This window comes from Nostoc sp. (genome assembly GCF_036917615.1).
In the GTDB taxonomy this organism is placed as follows: Bacteria; Cyanobacteriota; Cyanobacteriia; order Cyanobacteriales; family Nostocaceae; genus Nostoc.
In genome coordinates, this window is sequence record NZ_JBALCZ010000074.1 from 35180 (window position 1) to 57207 (window position 22028).

A 22028-nucleotide genomic window follows, 5' to 3' on the forward strand; every position below is an offset into this window, starting at 1 on the left:
AATCTTTATGCAAGCCGCAACCTCGCAACAAGAATTACGGCCAACTGGTGACGATCGCACCGTAAACAGACTACATCAACTTCCCCATACCCAATTTTGGCTATGACGATACACTATAAAAGTAAAGAAATGTAAATAAATTAAATTTTGCAACCGTGGAAAATATTACATTGGGGCAAAATGGCCCAACTGTTACACCTTTATGCATAGGCACTTGGGCTTGGGGTGATAAACTATTTTGGAATTATGGCAATGCCTATGGCCCAGAACAATTACAAGAAGCCTTTACAGCAGCCTTAGAGGCTGGTGTTACCTTCTTTGATACTGCCGAAGTCTACGGAATGGGAAAGAGCGAGAAATTTTTGGGACAATTTTTGCAACAGACCCAACAACCTGTACAAATCGCTACAAAGTTTGGTCCTCTACCGTGGCGATTTACAGCCCAATCCGTCTCTGATGCTTTAACAGACAGCCTCAAACGCTTGCAATTAGAGCGAATCGCCCTGTATCAAGTGCATTGGCCTTTTGCCTTCTTTTTAAGTCAAAAAACTTTGATGAATGCCCTAGCGGATGAAGTGAAGCGGGGCAGAATTGCCGCCATCGGTGTGAGTAATTACTCAGCAGAGCAAATGCGAGACGCGCATCAAATATTGGCGGCCCGTGGAGTGCCTTTGGCTGTGAACCAAGTACGCTATTCTTTACTTAGTCGCCAAATTGAAAGCAAAGGTATTATGACAACTGCCCGTGATTTGGGTGTGACTATCTTGGCTTATAGTCCTCTAGCACAAGGATTACTCACTGGCAAGTACACTATTGATAGTGCTGAAACCCCCACTGGTGCTAGGAAAATAGACCCGCGATTTAAGAAAGAAGGTCTGCAAAAAATTGCCCCAGTCATATCTTTGCTACGCAACTTCGGGGAAAAATACGATCGCACCCCTGCCCAAGTTGCTCTCAACTGGTTAATTGCTCAGGGGAACGTTATTCCCATTGCTGGGGTGAAGACAGCCGAACAGGTACGTCAGAATGCTGGTGCTTTGGGCTGGAGATTGAGCGACGATGAAATTGGAGAGTTAGAACAAGTTAGTCGTCCTTGGCTGTAGTATTTTTTAACTACTCAAACACAGGAGGCCAAATTTCTGACACTACTAGCTCCCAACCTGCTAGTAAGTCTGGTAGTGTTAGTTTGTCGTTGTCCTGCAAAACTATTGGTTCTTGGTTGAGTCGATAAACTGTGAGCGTCAATTTGCCAGGATCAATTAAGATACCAACTGTACACCCAAGTTGTAGGAATAGCTGAATCTTTTCTACCAATGGTTTGATCCGGTCTGACTTAGATTTTATCTCTACCATCAAGTCAGGCACCAATTCCACAAAGTCACGCTTGCTTGTTTTTAGTCTATCAGCACGAACAAAAGACACATCGGGAGCGCGGAGATTTCGTTTTTCGTTATCAGCTTCTTTTCCGTTTTCAGTTTCTAGTGTAGGCAAAATGAAACCTGCGCTAGAACCAGTTACCCGTCCTAGTCTCTGTGGGCGCACCCAGTTGCCGAGTAATCTAACTAACTCAGCACCTATCTCTTCTGATTCATAATCTGATGGGCCCATAACCAGTATATTTCCGTCTACTAGCTCCATCTGCCATTCTGGATGCTCTGCTTGTAGTTGCTCTAAGTCTGGAATAGTGAACATAAGACCACGAAGAATGCATCTTTAATTTATCTTCTTACAAACTTGTAGAAAAAGTTACCCAAAAAGCCAAAAAGTCAAGAGCCAAAGTCAAAATCTTGACTCTTAACTCTCAACTCTCTCATTTTAGATTTGGATTTTGGATTGAAGAAAAAATCTAAAATCTAAAATCCAAAATTGATTAACTTCTAACTGTTGATTAAGAAGCTGATTCCCTAGCTGTAGGTGAACCTAGCTTTTTACTAGGGGATGCAGAAGACTCTTGCCCACTTGTCCGCAGTTTGGGCTTGGGAGAAGAATGTCTTTCTTCACCATTGCTGTTATCTGATTTCCATGCAGAACGGGGGCGATCGCTGGAAGATTCACGACGCTTGCCCAGTCTGGGTTTGGGAGCGGAAGATTCCTCTTGGGGAATTTCCACGTCTGAACTCAACCAAGCGGGACGAGTTTGATCGTAAGCGATTTGCAGTGCAGCTGCGGCGATCGCTTGAGCATCATATTCTTCAATCAGTTCGCTGACAATTGGCAAGAATGAAGCCAAACGCTCACCTGTCAAAGCTTCCCGCACCTGTTCTTGCAATTTCAGGATGTGTCGCGCTTCAATCTGTGCCCGTGTGGGAATCGTCAGCACTTGCCAATTTTGGCGGTTATGACGTTCAAATGTTTGCTGCTTGCGGCGCTCAAATGGCTGAACTAAAGAAATTGCTGTTCCTTCTTTACCAGCACGACCAGTACGACCAATGCGATGGACGTAGGTTTCTACGCTATCGGGTAAGTCATAGTTGATTACGTGAGAGAGTTGATCGACATCTAACCCTCGGGCTGCAATATCAGTTGCTACCACCCAGCGGACTTGACGGTTACGGAAGCGGCTCAATAAACGTTCCCGTGCTTGTTGCGACAGGTCACCGTGGTATTCATCGACACTGTGACCAGCCCCTTGTAACTGACTGGTGAGTTCTGCGGCTGTGCGTCTGGTGCGGACAAAGATTAAAGCTGTTTCTGGATCTTCCATTTCCAGAATCGGCTGTAAAGCTTTGGCTTTTGTCCAGTGACGGGGGATCAGATAAGCTACCTGATTAATCTTGTTGGGAGCAGCTTTTGGTTGCTCAACGGTGACAGTTGCAGGCGATCGCAAAAACTTGTTCACCAACATCCGAATCGATGGTGGCATTGTTGCCGAGAATAAAGCTGTTTGCCGATCTACAGGCGCTTGGGAAAGAATTTTCACTACATCGTCGATAAAGCCCATGCTCAACATTTCATCGGCTTCATCTAACACAAACCACTTCACTTGATCGAGCTTTAAACAGCCGCGATCAAGCAAATCGATCACCCGTCCTGGGGTGCCCACAACCATGTGAACGCCACGTTTGAGTTGTAACATTTGGCGGTCAATTGATTGACCACCGTAAATTGCTAACACCCGCAATCCTTCATTGCCGATGAACTGAGCGATCGCATCGTGAACTTGCATTGCTAATTCACGAGTTGGTGTTAAAACTATGGCTTGCACAGCTTTTTGATTAATATCCAGCCGCTCTAAAATTGGCAGTGAAAATGCTGCCGTTTTGCCTGTTCCAGTTTGAGATTGACCTACTACATCACGACCGGCTAGCAATTGGGGAATTGCTTGCACTTGAATGTTAGTGGGTTCGGTAAAACCGATTTGTTCTAGTTGTTCGACACGTTCTTGGGAAATGCCTAATTCTTTAAATGAAAGAGTCATTAATTCTCCTAAATTTTTTGTAAGGATTTTTGGATTAGTCATTTAGTCATTAGTTATTAGTCATTAGTCATTAGTAATTTGGCTACTGGTGAGCCAGCAAAGTCTTAGGGGCAACCCCTATGAGCAACTGCCGTTAGTGCAGCATCGATCTCAGGAGAAGGGCGAACCCGTAAGGGTTATTTAACAAAAGACAAATGACAACTTAGTTATTGACTACTTGACCATAGAGGTCATATGTATCAGCGTGGTGAATCGCTATTGGCACGATAGTTCCTAACTTTGCCTGGCCTTTGACGTACACCAAACCATCAACCTCTGGGGAAAATCTACCTGAACGACCGATTAATTCACCACTTTCAGGATTTTCTTGCTCAATCAGGACATCAACAATTTTGCCTACTTCCTGTTGATTTTTCTTTTGAGAAATCGGTTGCTGGAGTTCCATCAGTTTGTATCGGCGCTCGTCCATCACCAATTGGGGCAACTGATTTGGTAACTTGTAAGCTGGGGTTCCTTCCTCAGAGGAAAAGGTGAAGACACCAACATGGTCGAATTCATGCCGCTGCACGAACTCTAGTAGATGCTCAAAATGCTCGCTTGTTTCTCCTGGGAAACCAACAATAAATGTTGTCCGCAATACGGCTGTTGGTAGCGCCGTTTTGATGCGATCTATAATCCCATCATTTACCCGTCCTTGCCAAGGGCGGTTCATGGCGCGGAGAATCTCTAGATGAGAATGCTGCAAGGGCAAATCTAGGTAAGGCAGGACGTTGGGTGTTTCTTGGATCGCCGCTATCACATCTGGGGTCAGTCCCGTGGGATAAGCGTAGTGCATTCTGATCCACGGTATATCTACTTTCCCCAAAGCGCGAAGTAATTCAGCTAACTTTGGCTTACCGTAAATATCCAAACCGTAATTAGTGGTAATTTGGGAAATTAGAATAATTTCCTTTACCCCTTGACTAACTAACTGCTCCGCTTCGGCGACGATAGATTCAATAGTACGCGATCGCTGGTTTCCTCGAAGATGAGGAATTATACAAAATGCACAACGATAATCACATCCTTCCGCAACCCTGAGGTAAGCTACGCCCTCGGTTGTAGTGCGATAGCGCGGTGTAGTCTCGTCGGCAATGTAGGTTGGCTCAATACTAACCTGTTTGACCCGCTCACCTTGTTCTACACGCTCAATTACATTTACAATTTTGTGATAATCGCCTGTACCTACAACGGCTACTGCTTCGGGTAACTCCTCCAAAAGTTGCTCTTGGAAATGTTGCGCCATACAGCCAGTGATTACAATTTTTTTGTTTGCCTCTGCCAGTTCTACCAAAGTTCTGACAGATTCTTGCCTGGCTGCTTCAATAAAACTACAGGTATTAACAATAACGTAATCTGCTAACTCTTCGTTTGTATCTACACCGTAGCCTGCTTCTACAAGCAGTCCTAGCATGTGTTCTGTATCAATTCGATTTTTCTCACAGCCCAGATGAGAAATGGCAATTGTTGGCTTGTCACCCATATTTTGAAAATATCTTCATTTTTTTTCTTGTAGTCAAACATTCCAGCGCTAATTTCGCTTTTTTCCGATCACTATCGTTCTGATAACAGTACAGCGACAGATTCTCACTGTCAGTAACTGTCCGTTGACTTACGACCCTATCAATAATAAAAATAGAGGTCATGTTATGATATTTTTATCAATCTGTTCCCCAGGGTAAATTGAAGTGTCTTTGGGTACATTTGACACTTGTAATGTTTTTTAACAATTCGCCTATTGGTATTTTACATTACCGCAGCGTGTGCGTTGTTAACCTACCCATCGGGAAGCCGCCCAAAGGGCTTGTTGTGATAAGTCGCTACCCTCAGGGAAATCGACGAAAGCGACTACGCCTATAAAGCAGTAATGTTACCCTGGCGATTGGCAAGTCCTACGACTGTGCGCGGACGAGACGCCTAAACCACGGAAAGCTGCCTCGCGTCTAGTGAGTGGCAAACTCCTCTTGTAGCCAAGTTTTATCTTAACATATCTTATGGGAGGTTTCACGCCAATTTCCATCTGAGGAAGGAGGCAGTAAACCGACTATCATAAAACACATTTGACTAGTTAATGAAAAGTCAAGAGTCAAGGGTCATATAGTCAATAGTCAAAAAATTCTGGACTCTGGACTCCGCGAGGCGGATTAAAGACGTGGACTTATATCAGCTATTTAAAACTCGCTCACCGATTATTGGCGTGGTTCACCTGCTACCACTGCCTACCTCGCCCCGTTGGGGAGGTAGTCTAAAAGCGGTAATTGACCGCGCTGAACAAGAAGCCGCAGCCCTGGCAAGTGGAGGGGTTGACGGTATGATTGTGGAGAATTTTTTCGACGCGCCGTTTACCAAAAACCAAGTCGATCCAGTGGTTGTGAGTGCCATGACCATTGTGGTGCAGCGGATACAGAATTTGGTGACTTTGCCCGTGGGCTTAAATGTTTTGCGAAACGATGCCAAAAGTGCAATGGCGATCGCTAGCTGTGTACAGGCACAATTCATCCGCGTTAACGTTCTCACAGGGGTGATGGCAACCGACCAGGGATTAATTGAGGGAGAAGCCTATCAACTACTTCGCTATCGACGGGAGTTAGGCTGTGATGTTAAAATCCTGGCCGATGTGTTGGTGAAGCACGCCCGTCCTTTGAGTTCTCCAAATCTCACAGTCGCCGTGAAAGACACCATTGAAAGGGGTTTAGCAGACGGAATTATTTTGTCTGGTTGGGCTACTGGTAGCCCTCCTAACTTAGAAGATTTGGAAATAGCTTGTGGTGCAGCAAATGGCACACCAGTGTTCATCGGTAGTGGGGCCAATTGGGAAAATATTGATACATTGATGCAGGCAGCAGATGGTGTAATAGTTTCCAGTTCCCTAAAACGTCACGGACGGATAGAGCAACCAATTGATCCAATTCGCGTTAGTCAATTTGTGGAAGCTACACGTCGCAATTGGAACTCCAAAGGTGAAAGCAAATCAGCAGAACAAGTGAAGTTACATTCTTAGGGAGTGGGGAAAGATAGTTAGGAGCGGAGCCGGAGACGCTCCGCCTCCGGTTAGGAGTTATGAGTTATGAGTTTTAAATTAATTGTTCCTAACTCCTCATTCTTAACTCCTCATTCTTAACTCCTAACTTTTACCAATGCCCATTAATCAATAGCAGTTTATGATTCGCCGCCGTTCTACTCCTTGGATTCATAAATGGTCACGTCCATTGATTGCCGCAATCGCTGGATGTGGTGCCCTGATAACAGGTTATCTCACCATAGAAAAGTTAACAGGAGGCAATGCAGCTTGTATGGCACAGGCTGGTGTCAAGGGCTGTAATGATGTCCTTTCCAGTCCTTGGGCAACGGTTTTTGGTCAGCCATTAGCTTTGTTTGGATTTTTGGCATACACCAGTATGGTGATATTTGCTTTGGCTCCCTTGGTATTCAACTCAGGGCAAAACAATAGCCGCAAACAATTGGAAAATTGGACGTGGTTGCTGCTGCTGGCCGGAGCGATCGCTATGTCTGTCTTTAGTGGCTACTTAATATACCTGCTGGCATCTCAAATTAGAGCTATTTGTCCTTACTGTATTGGTTCAGCTTTGTTCTCCCTCAGTCTTTTGGTACTGACGATTATCGGTCGGACTTGGGAGGATATTGGACAAATCTTCTTTACCGCGATTATTGTGGGGATGGTAACGCTGATTGGCACTTTAGGCGTCTATGCTGGCGTAAATCAATCAGATGTTACACCTGGAACTCCTGGACAACCCGTAAAAATTACCTTTACTCCCAAGGAAAACCCTAACCCAGCATTTGGTTGGGAAGTTACGACTACTTCTGGTGAGGCAGAAATAGCCTTAGCACGCCAGCTAGCGAAGGTAGGCGCGAAGGAATACACTGCTTACTGGTGTCCTCACTGCCATGAACAAAAGCTGCTTTTTGGTAAAGAAGCCGAAGAAATAATTAATAATGATATTAAGGTAGAGTGCGCTGCCGATGGACTCAAAGCTCAAACAGAACTGTGTAAAGCCGCAAAAATTGAAGGCTTCCCCACTTGGATCATCAATGGTAAAAGCTATAGCGGAGTCCAAAGCTTAGAGGAACTAGCGAAAGTTTCTGGTTACACAGGCCCTCGTAACTTCAAGTATTTCAAGTAATTGGCTTGAGTCAGCCTTAGCGGGGTTTTCATGAATTGGGAAGGCTACACCGTACCGTTAGGTCGGTGTAGTTTACACCCCATAGTCAACTGGATGAATACAGCAAAGTCGGTTTCCAGTTAGCTTTTTTGTTTTTAGCAATAAATAATAGGTATTGTCCTTTACTTGGGCAAACCCAAGATTCTAGTGGCTCAAGTTTATGCCGATAGCGTTAGCGAGTTATCCAGCTTGGGGGGGACTACCATTAGCCCAGTGGTAGCGAGGTATGAGCGTCATCCGTCCCTAGCGCGGCGACCACAGGAAAAGAGATTAAAAGCCATTACTAAAAGTCTGTTTTGGAAACTTCATCAAGACAATAGTGGAGATTTCCACCAATGATGTGTTTGTACAAGTGTATGGACTTGCCAATTTGGCTCTGGCTGAGGATAATCTAAACGGTAGTGTCCGCCTCGGCTTTCGGTTCTAAAAGCAGCACTTTTGAGAATTAAATCAGCCACATCTAATAAATTGCGGGTTTCTGCCCAAAGTCCCAATTGCCGTTCAACATTTGGTAGGTCAAAACTAGCTGGTTCTGCGGCACGTAAAGCAAGCAAGAATTGACTTAAAGGCAATCGGGCGAAATCTTGCTGCCAAGATTCAACAGTGGCGATCGCACTTTCTAACCTTGATTGCTCCCGACAAATACCAGCACTTTCCCACACTAGACGTGGTAACTTCTCTCTGAGTGCTTCTAGCTGTGCTTGCTGGATGTGCCACTCACTAGCATCAGCACTAAATTTCCGTAATGGCAGCACTGGTGTTTGTGACGGCAGCCCAATATTTTCCAACTCAATATTAGCCATCTGGGCCCCAAACACAATACATTCCAGCAGGGAATTACTGGCAAGGCGATTTGCGCCATGCACCCCGGTACTAGCGGTTTCACCCACTGCGTACAAACTCTTAATATTTGTGCGATTCATCAGATCCGCGACAATCCCACCCATCCAGTAATGGGCAGCAGGGGCCACAGGAATTGGTTCATGGAAGACATCAACGCCCCAATGCTGACAAACTTTGATGATGTTGGGAAAGCGGTGACGAATTTTGTCGGCGGGGATGGGGCGCATATCCAACCACACATGGGCAGTCGCCAGATCAAGGGCAGTATGTTGTAAATGGCTGAAAATTGCTCTACTGACCACATCTCTGGGTGCGAGTTCACCCGCAGGGTGGTAGTCAAAGGCAAAACGCCGCCCTTCGTTATCGACAAGGTGTGCCCCCTCGCCGCGTACAGCTTCGCTAATCAGAAAGTGCTCGGCACCAGGTTTAGTCAGGGCTGTGGGGTGAAATTGCACAAATTCCAAATCGCGGAGGATGGCCCCAGCCCGAGCTGCGATCGCTACCCCATCACCTGTACTCACAGCCGGGTTAGTGGTTTGGGCAAATACCTGACCGCCGCCGCCAGTTGCCAATACCACAGCACCAGCTCTTACCCATGTGATTTCACCTTGATAAAACAGGCTTATTCCCTGACAGCGACCACTTTCGGGTTCGATCCACAAACTCAAAGCCAAAGCTTGCTGAATGACTTGAATATTCTGGCGACGTAATACTTGGGCGGTGAGCGTAGTGGTAACTTCCCTCCCTGTGGTGTCAGCAGCGTGGAGAACGCGGTTGCGAGAATGGGCAGCTTCTAAAGTTAAAGCCAAGGCTTGACCATGACGGTCAAAAGCAACCCCCAAGTTAACTAAAGATTGAATACAGTTAGGGGCAAGTTGGGCGAGAAATTCTACAGCGGTGCAATCACATAAACCCGCACCTGCCCGGATCGTATCTTCAATATGCAGCGTCGGAGAATCTTCCGGGGAAACGGCTGCGGCAATCCCACCCTGCGCCCAATCACTGGCGGACAAAGCAACAGTTTCTTTGGTAATCAAGCCGACTCGCAAGGACTCTGGTAGACACAGCGCTGTGTATAGTCCAGCGGCACCAGCGCCGACTACTAAAACATCAAATTGGCTAGGAATATCTATCTGAGACAAGGTAATGGGGGAAAAGAAGTGAGGAGCCAGAAGTGAGGAGCCAGAAGTAAGGAGTTAGGAGTTTTAAATTTTAACTTATAACTCATAACTCATAACTCCTAACTCCTAATCGTATCCCACTCCTTAGAATCAGGAGTGGGCTGCTATTTGCTACATTAACTGCAAGGTGCAGTTATCTGTAGATGCCGTTGTTAAAGCGATCGTCTCCCTCGTTGAAGGCAGGCTCTAGTTCTGTCACGGTGAATTTATCGAAGTTGGCTTGCAGGGTTTGTTTTTGGCGATCGCTCAATCCTGGAAGATCCAATACATCCTCTACATTTTTGTAGGGAGCATTCGTGATGATTTTCTTAGCCAGGGTGGGATAAAGCCCTGGAAACTGTTGAAAAGCTCGGACGTTGGTATTATTTAAATCAATTTTTTTACCAAATTCCGTTCCTAGTTTAGCGTCTGCCCGATTCTGCCGCTCAATTGCCAGAACTGGGATTTGAGGAAAAGCAAAACTGTTGAAACTAGCAGCTTGGGCTATCTGAGTTGTTCCCAACCATCCCCAGCAACTAAGTAACAAACTAAACACTGTTAATAAACGCACCAATCCTTTCACGATTTTCTACCTCTTTCCATCAAACAGAAATAAAAGTTTTAAGCTAACAGCCGTCATTAGTCATTGGTCATTGGTCATTGGTCATTCGTTAGAGGACAAAGGACAAAGGACAAAAGACAAAGGACAAAAGACAAAGGATAAAACCTGATAGCTTAATCAACACAGCAGTCATCAGAAACTAATATACAGCGTATTAATATCCACAATATTTGCCGTTACTGGGTTTGACTCTACTTTTGCCAAAAATTTTCATAGTGGTAAGAGTCCCTGCATAGCTGCAATAGTGTTCCATCCATGATCCTGGTAGTATTGCCAGCTAGACGAAATCTTTTTGGGGTGGCTAATTCTACCTCCCAAACAGACACGAAACTGTGCGATGTCTAATACCGAAAACCCTAGCAAGAAGACTTGATGGTGATGGATTGTTATGTAATATTTCTTAACTAATTTATCATCTACAGGATCATTTTTGATGTGCCGTAGATTGGGCTGGAAAAAGTTTCAGTTTTGATATTACACAATTTTTTAATATTTAGGCTGCGATCGCAGCTAACAAAAATAGGCTGTCTACCAAAATTGTGCTTAAAACTGCGCCACCAAAGGCATACCAGTGTCTTTGCTTTCGACCTAAAGGCAAAATCCCAACTATTGACAGCACTAGGGCGAGAATTATTGCCCAAGTTTGCCCCCAAGGTGCTTGTACTTGCATTAAAGCATTTTGTAAGATTTGCGGTGCTAGATCTGCATCTCCTATCATGATTTGCCGCCAATAGGGGATCAAATCTACTAGATAAAAATATACATCTGTTAAAACTGTACCAAGTAAAGAACCTAAATAAAACCAGTTACCTACCTTGCCCCAATTCTTCGCCAGACACCAGCAAGCAAACGGTAATCCTATACACTCCACTGGCAGATGCCATAAAGGTTCCCAACGTAACCAGCCCCAGTAAATCGCTCCTGCTAACCAACTCCAGCTAAATCCTAAGAGCAAATCTCCCCAGACATAAGTTGCAGGACGTGACATTAAGGTAAAACTTAGCCACACCCAAAATGCTGTCAGCGCTAAACTTAGACTTGGTAGCGATCGCACTATAGGCGCCTCTACAAATACTGGTACTGTTACCAAAAACACCGCCGCCGCAAATATTAACCAAGTTTGTCGGGCAGAAATAGATAAGGGGAGCGAGGGAGAAAAAAAGAGTGTAGATTCCAATTGCCTGATACCCTTATGCCTAGTATCAGCTAAATCCAACTCGGTATCAATCGAAGGGGTACAAGTAGTGTAGGAGGCCAGTGTATTATTAATCAAAGTTTTTAATATTTGTTATTAAACTTTATCTTATTTAATATATCACATCTAAAAATCCCCCCTATGGGGATTTTGACTGGATCTAAAATTTTGTCAAGGTTGTATGTCACCCGGAAAAACTGAGTACAACAACGTAAAGTTGGATAATTCGTAAAAGTACGCATCCATTTTAGGAGTCTAGTTAATGGTGACAATCTTAGAAGCGGGCGGGATGAATTTACTCTTCTCGCAACTATTACAGGTGGGAGGATCAGCAACTGAAGTTAACTTGATACAGCAACTGTTTGAGGCATTTATTCTGGGGATTGTACAAGGCATCACAGAATTTCTGCCCATTAGCAGTACTGCTCATCTACAAGTGTTCACCAAGGCGTTCCACTGGGAAGAATTGGGATCGAAAGCTTTTCTAGCGACGATTCAATTTGGCAGTGTGATTGCCGTCTTAATCTATTTTCGACTAATTATTGCTCAAGTTTTAAGTGGAGGCTGGGCGGCTTTTCAAGAAAAAGACTGGCAGCGAGAAGAATGGAGATTATTAGTAGGAATAGCAATAGGAACCTTGCCTGCTCTAATCGGGGGATTTCTGCTGAAGAAGGCACTAAATAATGAAAATTCGGGGATTAACAGCATGACTACCATAGCTGTGGCTTCTATTGTAATGGCACTCTTACTAGGTGCATCTGAAAAATTAGGCAGTCGCAAGCGAGATTTTAAAGACATAACCATTCTAGATGGACTGCTGATCGGATTAGGTCAGATGCTGGCTTTAGTACCGGGTGCGTCTCGTTCTGGCTCAACTTTAACAACCGCCTTATTTCTGGGGCTGGAGAGGCAGACAGCAGCAAGATTTTCCTTTCTCTTAGGAATTCCCACCCTGACTATTGCCACCTTATATGAATTTTTTAAAGAAGCACTGGGCAAAATTGACTTGCTAGTGGTAGCAGTAGGGACATTATCAGCGTTTGCATTTTCTTATTTATCGATCGCCTGGTTGTTGCGATATCTTCAAACTAAAAACACATGGATATTTGTCTGGTATCGTTTGGCATTTGGATCGGTAATCCTCAGTGCGATCGCAGCTGGATTGTTGAAAAATAGTTAATAGTCATTGGTCATTTGTCATTTCTCCAAAGCAGACGATGAATGCCCAATGCCCCATGCTCAATACTTCTCTACGAGAAGCTGCGCCAACGGCTTACCTCGGCTTACTTCGACGCCGACTCCATCGAGCGTTCGCGTAGCGTCTCGTAGAGAAGCCGAGATGCTCAGTACAAGTCGCTCAGTACAAGTGCCCCATGCCCTATGACTATAGTTCATCCTGCCCGAATTACCAAGGTTCTTCCAGACTCAATAGCCGCAGAGATTGGCTTTGAGGCTGGGGATGCGATCGTTGCAATCAATGGTACACGTCCCCGTGATTTAATTGATTATCAGTTTTTGTGTGCTGATGAAGTTTTGGAATTAGAAGTTTTAGATGCTGCTGGTAAAACTCATAGCCTGGAAATTGAAAAAGACTACGACGAAGACTTGGGGCTAGAATTTGAAACTGCCTTATTTGATGCCTTAATTCAGTGCAATAACCGTTGCCCATTTTGCTTTATCGACCAACAACCACCAGGTAAGCGCACCAGCTTGTACTTGAAAGACGATGATTACCGTCTGAGCTTTTTGTATGGCTCTTATCTTACCTTAACCAATTTGCCAGAAAGAGAATGGCAGCGGATTGAGCAAATGCGCTTGTCTCCGTTGTATGTTTCTGTTCATGCGACGGAGGCTGAAGTCAGAATTCAACTGCTAAAAAATCCGCGTGCGGGACAAATCTTGCAACAACTCAAGTGGTTTCAAAAAAGGCGACTACAAATTCATGCTCAAGTGGTTGTTTGTCCTAGTATAAATGATGGCAAACATCTGGAACAAACTCTCAAAGATTTAACGTCCTTTCATACTGGTGAAGTTCCTGCTGTGGCATCGGTGGCAGTTGTGCCAGTTGGGTTGACACGGTTTCGGCCTCCAGAAGACGAACTCACACCCGTAACTAAGGAAAAAGCAAAAGAAGTGATTTCCCAAGTGCAATCGCTCTCGCGACAATTTCGTCAACAATTAGGTTCTAGCGTTGTTTGGTTAGCCGATGAGTGGTTTTTGATTGCAGGTGAAGAATTACCCAGCGAATCTGAATATGAAGAATATCCCCAAATTGATAATGGAGTTGGTTCGATTCAATTATTTCTCAAGCAATTTGCCACCGTTGCAGCAGAATTACTCCCAGCAAAAGTATATCCTCAAAGAAAATTCACTTGGGTAGTGGGCAACGCCGTAGAAAAAGCATTTCAACCGATTTTGAAACGCTTAAATTTTGTTGAAGGTTTAGAAGTCAATCTGCGTGCTTTATGTAGTGATTATTGGGGACAAACTATCAGTGTAACGGGATTATTAACTGGTCATGATTTGCTTTTAAACTTAGAAGGGCAAGATTTAGGTGATGGTATTTTGCTACCAAATATCATGTTAAAAAATGGTGAATTAGTGTTTTTAGATGATATGAGTATTAAAGAATTAGCTGGGAGGCTAAATACAAAAGTTTTCCCAGTAGCAGGAGTTGAAGATTTAATCAAAACATGTATTTTTAATTAAGTTTAGGTTAAGTTATCAAAGTTCAGTTGTTTTTCGGAGGTAATTTATTGTTATGCTGGATGATAAATAAGAAGTAATGCCTAATAACTAATCCACTGAGGAGTCAGGAGTGAAGAATCAGGAAAAGTATCATGAAAAGGCTAATTTACAAATAAAAAAAGCCGGATTCTTCATTTTAACTTTTAATATTTTAATCTTAAATAGTTTTAATATTTTGCCAGTAACAGCGGCGACTGAAGAACCTGTATTAAGCGTAGTTTATAGCCAAGAAAATGCGAATCAATGGACAGGGATAACTGACCGCCTACAGACAATAGGGGTGAAATATTGTGTAATTCCCCTAACTAATGTCAAGAGTGGGGCAGATTGGGGCGATCGCCGGGTATTATTTTTGCCAAATGTTGAGACATTAACACCAACCCAAGCGATCGCTCTAGAAGAATGGATGAGTAAAGGAGGGCGCTTGATTGCCAGTGGGCCTGTAGGTAGTCTGTCAGCGTCAGGAGTGCGGCAGTTATTGCGATCGCTTTTGGGAGGTTATTGGGGATTCAGCCTCAGTGACACAGAACAGATCAAACCCACAAAAACCAATATCCCAGACTGGGCAAATCAAACTGAACTCTTTGGCAAAGTGCGCGGCGGCGTTGTAATTCCTAATGATCTGGGCACTGAATCTGCTGCTGTTTGGAATTCAAAAGATAATCCTGCCGCAGTCGTGACAACTGAGCGTTCCACCCTATTGGGCTGGCGCTGGGGAACAGATGCAGCCTCAGTAGCTGACTTAGATAATGCCTGGTTAAAAGCTGCTCTCAATCACTATTTGACAGCGCTACCACCATCGAATCGCATGAAAAAAATAGTAGGAGGTTCTCAAAACTGTTCTACAACGGTGGCGGCTGCGCCAAGGGAACAAGGGGGCAGCACTTCTCTACGAGACGCTGCGCGAACGGCTACGCTCAGTAACCGGGGGGCAGGGGCGCAGGGGGGCAGTTCATCTCCGTCATCTCCCACTCCTTTTAAAACTGCCACTGCTCCCATCCCTAGAGCGCTGACTACAGTCAAACCCTCAAGTTCCCAAGAGGCTATTGATCAGTTGGAACAAGCGGTGCGTCTAGATGTTGCACCTAACTCCAATGAGCCGATTAATAACAATGAAGCGATCGCTCTCCAGCAAGAGCTAGAAAATCTAATTGGTCGGGTGGAAAGCGCTAATTTAGCGGTGTCAGCTGATGCGGCTAATGAAGGCGTTGGGATATCTGAGGAAAAGCAGTCTTCTAGGCATCTGCACACCTATACCCCCCAATCTATTAAGGAGCAGCCGATGCAATTGGCCTCAACTCAATTGGGGGGGCTAGTCATAAGTAAAGACCAAGCCTTGGTACAGGTAAGGGTAATTGCCAAAAACTTACCCCAATTGATTGCACAAAAAAACTACGCTCTAGCTCGTCAGCAGTGGCTGGTAGCGAAGACGATTTTGTGGCAGCAGTTTCCTGTTGATCAGAGACTGGCTCAACCAGAAATTCGGGCAGTTTGGTTAGATAGGGGGACGATTGTTCGTGCTGGTAGCAAGGCGGGATTAGCCCAGATTTTTGATCGCCTAGCCCAAGCTGGGATTAATACTGTCTTCTTTGAAACTGTTAACGCTGGCTATACCATTTATCCCAGCCAAGTCGCAAAAGAGCAAAACCCATTAATTCGTGGGTGGGACCCACTGGCAGATGCGGTGAAATTAGCCCATGAGCGAGACATGGAATTACACGCTTGGGTTTGGACTTTTGCTGCTGGTAACCAACGGCACAATGAAATTATCAACGTTAATCCTGATTATCCAGGGCCAGTACTGGCGGCTCATCCCGATTGGGCAAACTATGATAACCTTGGCAAGATGATTCCCGTTGGGCAGACTAAGCCATTCTTCGACCCAGCCAATCCTGAAGTCCGGCAGTACTTGCTGAAGCTGTACGACGAAATCGTCACTCGCTATGAGGTGGATGGTCTACAGTTAGACTACATTCGCTACCCCTTTCAAGACCCATCAGCAGGTCGAACTTATGGCTATGGTAAAGCTGCAAGAGCGCAGTTTCAGCAACTTACTGGTGTTGATCCGATAAATATTTCCCCCAGCCAACCAGAACTGTGGCAAAAGTGGACGACATTTCGCACCGCCCAAGTTGATAGCTTTGTTGCCCAAGTTTCACAGCAGTTGCGACAAAAACGACCGAATTTGATTTTGTCGGTTGCAGTATTTCCTCTGCCACAATTAGAGCGGATTCAGAAAATTCAACAAAACTGGGAAAATTGGGCAAGGCGGGGAGATGTAGATTTAATCGTTCCTATGACTTATGCTCTGGATACTGCTGGCTTCCAACGACTAGCCCAACCCTGGATCGCCTCTAAACAATTGGGAGCTACATTGTTAGTGCCGGGAATTCGCTTACTTTCTTTGCCAACAGTTGGAGCATTCGATCAGCTCCAGTTGGTAAGGGACTTGCCAGTTAGTGGTTACGCACTCTTTGCCGCAGAGAATTTTAACAACGAGCTACAAAAACTCTTTATTAGCACCCAAGGTAGGGTTCAATCCACAACAAGTGAACCGATTCCTCACCGCCAGCCTTTTCAAACTGCCGCCATCCGTTACACCGCGTTGCAACGAGAATGGAAGTTTGTTTTCCAAAATGACCAACTACAAAGGTCTGCTCAGACAATTTCAGATTTTAATAACCAGGCAGAAGTTTTACGCAGTGCTTTAAATCAGCTTGCTGCTTCCCCTTCTGCTAGTAAGTTACTAGTGGCTAAAGCCTCTCTAACTCGGTTCCAGTCTCAATTTCGGGTATTGATGAGCCCAGAGCTTAAGTCAAATTCCTATCAAGTCAAAGTTTGGGAAAATCGGCTTGTAACTATAGAAAGGCTATTACGTTACGGCGAACGGCGGGTGCAGTTGCGTCCTTAGGGAAGAGGCAGGGGAGGCAGGGGAGCAGGGGAGCAGGGGAGGCAGGGGAGGCAGGGGAGGCAGGGGAAGAAAAAAGCTTAACCCAAGCGTATTACCCCATACCCGATTTCCAACTAGCTGCATATAAGCTGCTTCGTATTTCTTAACACAATGTTTGCTCTGTTTATAACCCAAATATTACTACTGGTTTGGCGTCAAAATATTGGAAAATACTTAAGTAAGAAGTTTTAGATAACTATTTTTCTATAATAGCTATTGTAAAAATCTATGCAAGCTTTACCTCAATTTTTAAGGCTACAAACCTTAAAGTCAATAATTGACCGTTCGCTACTGATGGTTGTGCCATAAACACCACTATTAGATGCGATCGCACTGATGGTAGCACGGGGCAAGAGTGCCTTAGTTTCTTCATCTTTGCATGGTAGCGGTGTGCTTCACAAAACATCATATGGTAATGCTTGTAGCTTCAAGAACTTGCTTGAAAACAGCCAATATTTTTAAAGTTATGCATACCTTGGTAATGACATTAAAAATGTAATAAATTTTAAATTTAACATCAGTAGTATTACTGATGTAGTAACAGTTGGATCTACTGCCAATTGTAGATAACCAATATCAAGTTGTTGGTCTTGTCAACCTTGAAAGTATTTGTCAAGCACTTGCATAAAAAACAGAGAAAACTAGAGAGAACGCTAGTATTGGTTGCTTTGAGGTAACACATCAGATTCTCGTTGAGAGACAATTACTTGAGTACAAATGGTTACTAGCACGCGCTATAGTACTGACAGACACGACAAACCATCTTGCCTCATTGGAGTTTCTGTGGATAGTACCTCCCGTGTACAAGCAGAAGTATCATTGCATGAGAGTGAAAAACGATTTCGCGCCATCTTCAACGGCATCTTCCACTTTACCGGGTTGCTGACAACAGAGGGTATGGTGCTAGAAGTTAACCAAACAGCACTCGACTTTGGCGGACTACACCCACAAGATGTAGTTGGGCGTCCATATTCGGAAATATGGTGGACGATTTCTGAAGAAACACAACACGAATTAAAAACAGCAATAGCCCTTGCTGCTAGAGGTGAAATTTTCCGTTACGAAGTTGATGTAATCAGTGCAGAGCAAACAGTAAGAAACATAGACTTTTCTTTGAAATTGCTTACAGACGAAACTGCCAAAGTCGTGCTGCTGATTTTTGAAGAACTCGACATTACTGACCTCAAGCAGGCACAGACCGCTCTGCAAGAGGCGAAGCAACAGCTAGAAATACGATTGGCTGAACGAACATATTGTTTTACAACAAATAAATGGGCAGTTATTGTCAGAAATTGGCGATCGTCAAATCGTCGAAGAGCAACTGCGGCAATCCCAGCAAATTTTGCAGCTAATTATAAATACTATCCCCCAGGATTGCCATTTTGTCATGAAATAATCAAATATAAATTGAGGTAAATTATGCCCATAATTTTAATAATAGAAGACGAAGAAGCAGTTCGTGAAAATATTTTAGATCTGCTCGAAGCTGAGGATTTTGAAACTCTTGCTGCGGCTAATGGCAGAATCGGGGTACATTTGGCTATCTCCGAAGTTCCCGATTTAATTCTCTGTGATATGATGATGCCAGAAATTGACGGTTATGGCGTGCTAACAGCGTTACGTCAAGATCCATCAACGGCAACAATTCCCTTCATTTTTCTGACTGCAAAATCCGCCAAATCTGACTTCCGTCAAGGTATGGATATGGGTGCCGATGACTATATAACTAAGCCATTCACTCGGGCTGAGTTATTAAGTGCCATCATGAACAGGTTGGAAAAGCACGCTACTTTAAAAAGGTATTTATCTCCTCAGCCTGTAATTAACAACTTGTCTCCAAAAATGCAGTTGTTAGAGATTAGCTTACACCGAGCTATCAAACAACATAAATTTCAAGAGTTTGAAATTTATTATCAGCCAATAGTCGATATTGCTTCTGGGAAAATAGTAGCTGCCGAAAGTTTATTGCGCTGGCAAAGTCCGGAATTTGGGATGATTTACCCAACAGAATTTATTCCGTTAGCAGAATCTACAGGTTTAATTGTTCCAATTGGTAAATGGGTATTAAAAAGGGTCTGTCAACAAATAAAAAGCTGGCGTGATGCTGGAATTCATTCCTTGATTGTTACTGTCAATCTGTCAGTAATTGAATTTAATCAACCAGATTTTATTCAGAAAATAGTTAATTTAATAGCTCTCAATGATTTGGAACCACATTACTTAGAACTAGAACTCACTGAAAGTATGATTATGCAAGATGTAAATAGTGCGAACGCTACTATGAAAGAATTGCAATCATTGGGGGTAAAAATTGCACTCGATGATTATGGTACGGGCTTCTGTTCTATATTTTATCTGAAAAACTTACCAATTAACACATTAAAAATCGACCGCTATTTTATCCATAATGTTGCTAACGATATCGAAAACTCAGCTATTACTAAGGGCTTAATTCAAATGGCTCACAGTCTCAATCTAGATGTAGTTGCTGAAGGTGTAGAGACGGAAGCAGATCTGGCTTTTTTGCGCCAACACAACTGTAATTATATACAAGGTTTTCTATTTAGTCATCCATTGCCAGCAGCAGAATTTGAAAATCTTTTCTTAACTAATAAATAGCTTCTATGTGAAAATATTTGAATAATACTAATCATTGGGCATTTGCAAGAGAATTTAGTCCTCAGTCCCTAATCCCCAGTCCCCAGTACCTTAGGAGCTTAACTAACCAAGAAAAATCAAACTTTAGACTGGCGACAATTATTAAGTCTCAAGTCTAGAGTATAAAAATTGTGTATAGTGTCTATCGCCATGAAAGTCCCTGCGCGTTTCTTGCTGCCAGTTTTTTTACTGACCTTGATAGCAGCCTGTAACCAGACTCGCGCTTCCTCAGATAATCCCACACCACAAACATCTGTACCTTCTGCTAAACTGACACAGAATCCTACACAGCCAAAAGATATCGTCCGGACTGAAGCACTTTCACCTAAACCCATCCGGATCAATCTGAAGAATTTACCAGCACCCTTCGCAACAGAAAGTGCCTCCAAGCGACCTGAGGTTGTGCCCATACCGCAAAATCCGGTGCTGCGCGTACCACCAGGCTTTACAGTTAACGTCTTTGCCGAAGGTCTAGATGCCCCACGTTGGCTAGCTTTAACCCCCAGTGGTGATGTCCTAGTGACTGAAACTGAGCAAAATCGGATTCGTCTGTTGCGTGATAGCAACCGTGACGGTGTAGCCGACGTTCGAGAAACCTTTGCTAGTGGTGACAACGAACTCAATAGACCCTTCGGGATGGCTTTTGTAGGTAATTCCTTTTTTCTGGGGAACACAAATGCTGTGGTGCGTTTTCCCTATACTCAAGGTCAAAACAAGATTACAGGTAAGGGGAAAAAAATCGCCGACTTGCCTGCTAAAGGTTATAACAACCATTGGACGCGCAATGTTGTTGTCTCGCCCGATGGCAATAAATTATATGTTTCAGTTGGTTCAGGAACCAATGTGGATGAAGAACCTCTACCACGGGCTTCGATACAGGTGATGAATTTGGATGGTTCCCAGCAGCAAACTTTTGCTTCTGGCTTGCGTAACCCTGTTGGATTGGACTTTCACCCTATTACTAAACAACTTTACGCCACTGTTAACGAACGGGATGGAATCGGTGATGACTTGGTTCCTGACTATTTGACACGCGTTCAGCAGGGGAAGTTCTACGGCTGGCCCTATGCTTACCTGACGCCAAACAACCTCGATCCGCGTCAAAAGACTGATGGCAAAAGTAAACGCCCCGATTTAGTAGCCCGTACCCAAACGCCTGATGTGCTGTTTCAGGCGCATTCAGCAGCATTGGGTTTGCAGTTTTATGATGGTAAAACGTTTCCAGAAAAATACCGGAACGGTGCTTTTGCTGCTTTTCGTGGTTCTTGGAACCGCGATCGCGGCACTGGTTATAAAATTGTATTTGTTCCCTTCGATGCTAAAGGGCGATCGCAAGGCTACTACGAAGACTTTCTCACAGGATTTTTGCTAAATCCTTCTGTACCAACCACTTGGGGACGGCCTGTTGGTTTACTTGTGTTGCCAGATGGTAGTCTATTACTAACAGAAGAAGCCAATAATCGTATTTATAGGATTCAGTATACCGGAAGGTGAACAATTTAAAATTCACGTATTCAAAATCAAGAAATTCCGGGATAGAATTTGTTACCTGGGGTCAAGTTAAAGCAGTTGTCATCAATAGAAATGTTATGACCATCTTCTTCTCCAGGTTTATTGGGTTTAGGCTAGATTACTAGGATTTACGCAAAACTAAACACGCTTTGGGGCAATTCATGAATTGCCCCTACTGAAAATCCTTCTTTTCGGTTATTGTTTGCGTAAGTCCTGATTACTTAAAAATACTGATAATCATCTGGTTGAAAAATTAGTTATGGCTCAGAATGACAATAATACTCAGTCAAATATTAACGAATTGCCTCCACATTCAGGTACACGATATTGGGGTGAGGTGGAGGTGATTGAGGAGGGAGAAACCTATAGAATTAGTCGTGTTGAAATCAAGCCCAGGCACGGCATTAAACCACAAATCCATTATCACCGCAATGAACATTGGGTCGTAGTCTCCGGTGTGGCGAAGGTGACTTGTGGCGATGCGGAAATATTACTGAATCGAAACGAATCAACTTATGTCCCCGCAGCAACACTACATAAGGTAGAAAATCCTGGACATATCCCGCTAATTATTCTGGAAATTCAAAATGGTGAATATTTGGGTGAAGATGATACTGAGCGTCCTTATGACTTAAATTTGCTCAAACCTGTAGCTGAAGGACAGTAAGAATTTTAGATTTTAGATTTTGGATTAAAGAA

At 43.9% G+C, this 22028-nt stretch carries 18 protein-coding genes; 12 read left to right on the top strand and 6 right to left on the bottom strand.

Annotated elements, in window-relative coordinates; genetic code table 11:
* Positions 1 to 155 precede the first annotated feature (155 nt).
* Complete coding sequence (locus tag V7K85_RS26895; RefSeq protein WP_334818257.1) at positions 156 to 1103, top strand: aldo/keto reductase; 948 nt, start codon at positions 156 to 158, stop codon at positions 1101 to 1103.
* Between the two features lie 10 nt (positions 1104 to 1113).
* Here V7K85_RS26895 and V7K85_RS26900 read toward each other — a convergent pair whose 3' ends face one another.
* From V7K85_RS26900 to rimO, 3 genes are all read right to left on the bottom strand, one after another.
* Positions 1114 to 1692 carry a Uma2 family endonuclease gene (locus V7K85_RS26900; protein ID WP_334818259.1) on the bottom strand — a complete coding sequence of 193 codons (579 nt, stop codon included), beginning with the start codon at positions 1690 to 1692 and terminating at the stop codon, positions 1114 to 1116.
* A gap of 196 nt (positions 1693 to 1888) precedes the next feature.
* The gene (locus V7K85_RS26905; RefSeq protein WP_334818262.1) at positions 1889 to 3418 is read right to left on the bottom strand and encodes a DEAD/DEAH box helicase; all 1530 of its coding nucleotides are present in this window, start codon (positions 3416 to 3418) and stop codon (positions 1889 to 1891) included.
* A 202-nt stretch (positions 3419 to 3620) separates the two neighbouring features.
* Positions 3621 to 4940 carry a 30S ribosomal protein S12 methylthiotransferase RimO gene (rimO, locus tag V7K85_RS26910; RefSeq protein ID WP_334818264.1) on the bottom strand — a complete coding sequence of 440 codons (1320 nt, stop codon included), beginning with the start codon at positions 4938 to 4940 and terminating at the stop codon, positions 3621 to 3623.
* A 669-nt stretch (positions 4941 to 5609) separates the two neighbouring features.
* On the opposite strand from rimO, the gene btpA reads away from it, so the two are divergent.
* The 3 genes from btpA (at position 5610) to V7K85_RS26925 (ending at position 7980) form a co-directional block, all read left to right on the top strand.
* Positions 5610 to 6458: a photosystem I biogenesis protein BtpA gene (btpA, locus tag V7K85_RS26915; protein WP_334818266.1), complete on the top strand. Its 849-nt coding sequence runs from the start codon at positions 5610 to 5612 to the stop codon at positions 6456 to 6458.
* Positions 6459 to 6618: 160 nt separating this feature from the next.
* Positions 6619 to 7602, top strand: a complete 984-nt coding sequence (locus tag V7K85_RS26920) for a vitamin K epoxide reductase family protein (protein ID WP_334818268.1) — start codon at positions 6619 to 6621, stop codon at positions 7600 to 7602.
* 186 nt (positions 7603 to 7788) lie between these two features.
* Positions 7789 to 7980: a hypothetical protein gene (locus V7K85_RS26925; RefSeq protein WP_334818270.1), complete on the top strand. Its 192-nt coding sequence runs from the start codon at positions 7789 to 7791 to the stop codon at positions 7978 to 7980.
* On the opposite strand, the gene nadB is transcribed toward V7K85_RS26925, so the two are convergent.
* The 3 genes from nadB to V7K85_RS26940 all read right to left on the bottom strand — a co-directional run bounded on the left by nadB (position 7950) and on the right by V7K85_RS26940 (position 11539).
* Positions 7950 to 9626 carry an L-aspartate oxidase gene (gene nadB, locus V7K85_RS26930; RefSeq protein WP_334818272.1) on the bottom strand — a complete coding sequence of 559 codons (1677 nt, stop codon included), beginning with the start codon at positions 9624 to 9626 and terminating at the stop codon, positions 7950 to 7952. The genes V7K85_RS26925 and nadB overlap by 31 nt on opposite strands.
* A 172-nt stretch (positions 9627 to 9798) precedes the next feature.
* The gene (psbU, locus tag V7K85_RS26935; protein ID WP_334818273.1) at positions 9799 to 10227 is read right to left on the bottom strand and encodes a photosystem II complex extrinsic protein PsbU; all 429 of its coding nucleotides are present in this window, start codon (positions 10225 to 10227) and stop codon (positions 9799 to 9801) included.
* A gap of 532 nt (positions 10228 to 10759) precedes the next feature.
* Positions 10760 to 11539 carry a DUF3120 domain-containing protein gene (locus V7K85_RS26940; RefSeq protein ID WP_334818274.1) on the bottom strand — a complete coding sequence of 260 codons (780 nt, stop codon included), beginning with the start codon at positions 11537 to 11539 and terminating at the stop codon, positions 10760 to 10762.
* 184 nt (positions 11540 to 11723) lie between these two features.
* Between V7K85_RS26940 and V7K85_RS26945 the strand changes: the two genes are divergently transcribed.
* The 8 genes from V7K85_RS26945 (at position 11724) to V7K85_RS26980 (ending at position 21996) form a co-directional block, all read left to right on the top strand.
* Positions 11724 to 12641: an undecaprenyl-diphosphate phosphatase gene (locus V7K85_RS26945; protein WP_334818276.1), complete on the top strand. Its 918-nt coding sequence runs from the start codon at positions 11724 to 11726 to the stop codon at positions 12639 to 12641.
* 48 nt (positions 12642 to 12689) lie between these two features.
* Positions 12690 to 12845 carry a hypothetical protein gene (locus tag V7K85_RS26950; RefSeq protein WP_334818278.1) on the top strand — a complete coding sequence of 52 codons (156 nt, stop codon included), beginning with the start codon at positions 12690 to 12692 and terminating at the stop codon, positions 12843 to 12845.
* Positions 12842 to 14170, top strand: a complete 1329-nt coding sequence (locus V7K85_RS26955; protein WP_334818280.1) for a TIGR03279 family radical SAM protein — start codon at positions 12842 to 12844, stop codon at positions 14168 to 14170. The genes V7K85_RS26950 and V7K85_RS26955 overlap by 4 nt, the downstream gene beginning before the upstream one ends.
* A gap of 109 nt (positions 14171 to 14279) precedes the next feature.
* Positions 14280 to 17120 (top strand): glycoside hydrolase family 10 protein, encoded by a 2841-nt coding sequence (locus V7K85_RS26960; protein ID WP_334818282.1) that lies wholly within the window; start codon positions 14280 to 14282, stop codon positions 17118 to 17120.
* A gap of 756 nt (positions 17121 to 17876) precedes the next feature.
* On the top strand, positions 17877 to 18575 hold the full coding sequence (locus tag V7K85_RS26965; protein WP_334818284.1) for a PAS domain-containing protein: 699 nt from the start codon (positions 17877 to 17879) through the stop codon (positions 18573 to 18575).
* Between the two features lie 3 nt (positions 18576 to 18578).
* On the top strand, positions 18579 to 19778 hold the full coding sequence (locus V7K85_RS26970) for an EAL domain-containing response regulator (RefSeq protein ID WP_334818286.1): 1200 nt from the start codon (positions 18579 to 18581) through the stop codon (positions 19776 to 19778).
* A 189-nt stretch (positions 19779 to 19967) separates the two neighbouring features.
* Positions 19968 to 21311 carry a PQQ-dependent sugar dehydrogenase gene (locus V7K85_RS26975; protein WP_334818288.1) on the top strand — a complete coding sequence of 448 codons (1344 nt, stop codon included), beginning with the start codon at positions 19968 to 19970 and terminating at the stop codon, positions 21309 to 21311.
* Positions 21312 to 21588: 277 nt separating this feature from the next.
* Complete coding sequence (locus tag V7K85_RS26980) at positions 21589 to 21996, top strand: phosphomannose isomerase type II C-terminal cupin domain (protein ID WP_334818290.1); 408 nt, start codon at positions 21589 to 21591, stop codon at positions 21994 to 21996.
* The last annotated feature ends 32 nt before the right edge of the window (positions 21997 to 22028 follow it).

What these genes read in the sequence shown, in the direction of transcription:
- V7K85_RS26950 (WP_334818278.1), top strand. Translation starts at nt 12,690, where the DNA reads ATGCCCCATGCTCAATACTTCTCTACGAGAAGCTGCGCCAACGGCTTA.
- V7K85_RS26905 (WP_334818262.1), bottom strand. Translation starts at nt 3,418, where the DNA reads ATGACTCTTTCATTTAAAGAATTAGGCATTTCCCAAGAACGTGTCGAA.
- V7K85_RS26945 (WP_334818276.1), top strand. Translation starts at nt 11,724, where the DNA reads ATGGTGACAATCTTAGAAGCGGGCGGGATGAATTTACTCTTCTCGCAA.
- V7K85_RS26965 (WP_334818284.1), top strand. Translation starts at nt 17,877, where the DNA reads ATGGTTACTAGCACGCGCTATAGTACTGACAGACACGACAAACCATCT.
- V7K85_RS26970 (WP_334818286.1), top strand. Translation starts at nt 18,579, where the DNA reads ATGCCCATAATTTTAATAATAGAAGACGAAGAAGCAGTTCGTGAAAAT.
- V7K85_RS26920 (WP_334818268.1), top strand. Translation starts at nt 6,619, where the DNA reads ATGATTCGCCGCCGTTCTACTCCTTGGATTCATAAATGGTCACGTCCA.
- rimO (WP_334818264.1), bottom strand. Translation starts at nt 4,940, where the DNA reads ATGGGTGACAAGCCAACAATTGCCATTTCTCATCTGGGCTGTGAGAAA.
- V7K85_RS26955 (WP_334818280.1), top strand. Translation starts at nt 12,842, where the DNA reads ATGACTATAGTTCATCCTGCCCGAATTACCAAGGTTCTTCCAGACTCA.
- V7K85_RS26980 (WP_334818290.1), top strand. Translation starts at nt 21,589, where the DNA reads ATGGCTCAGAATGACAATAATACTCAGTCAAATATTAACGAATTGCCT.
- V7K85_RS26975 (WP_334818288.1), top strand. Translation starts at nt 19,968, where the DNA reads ATGAAAGTCCCTGCGCGTTTCTTGCTGCCAGTTTTTTTACTGACCTTG.
- V7K85_RS26900 (WP_334818259.1), bottom strand. Translation starts at nt 1,692, where the DNA reads ATGTTCACTATTCCAGACTTAGAGCAACTACAAGCAGAGCATCCAGAA.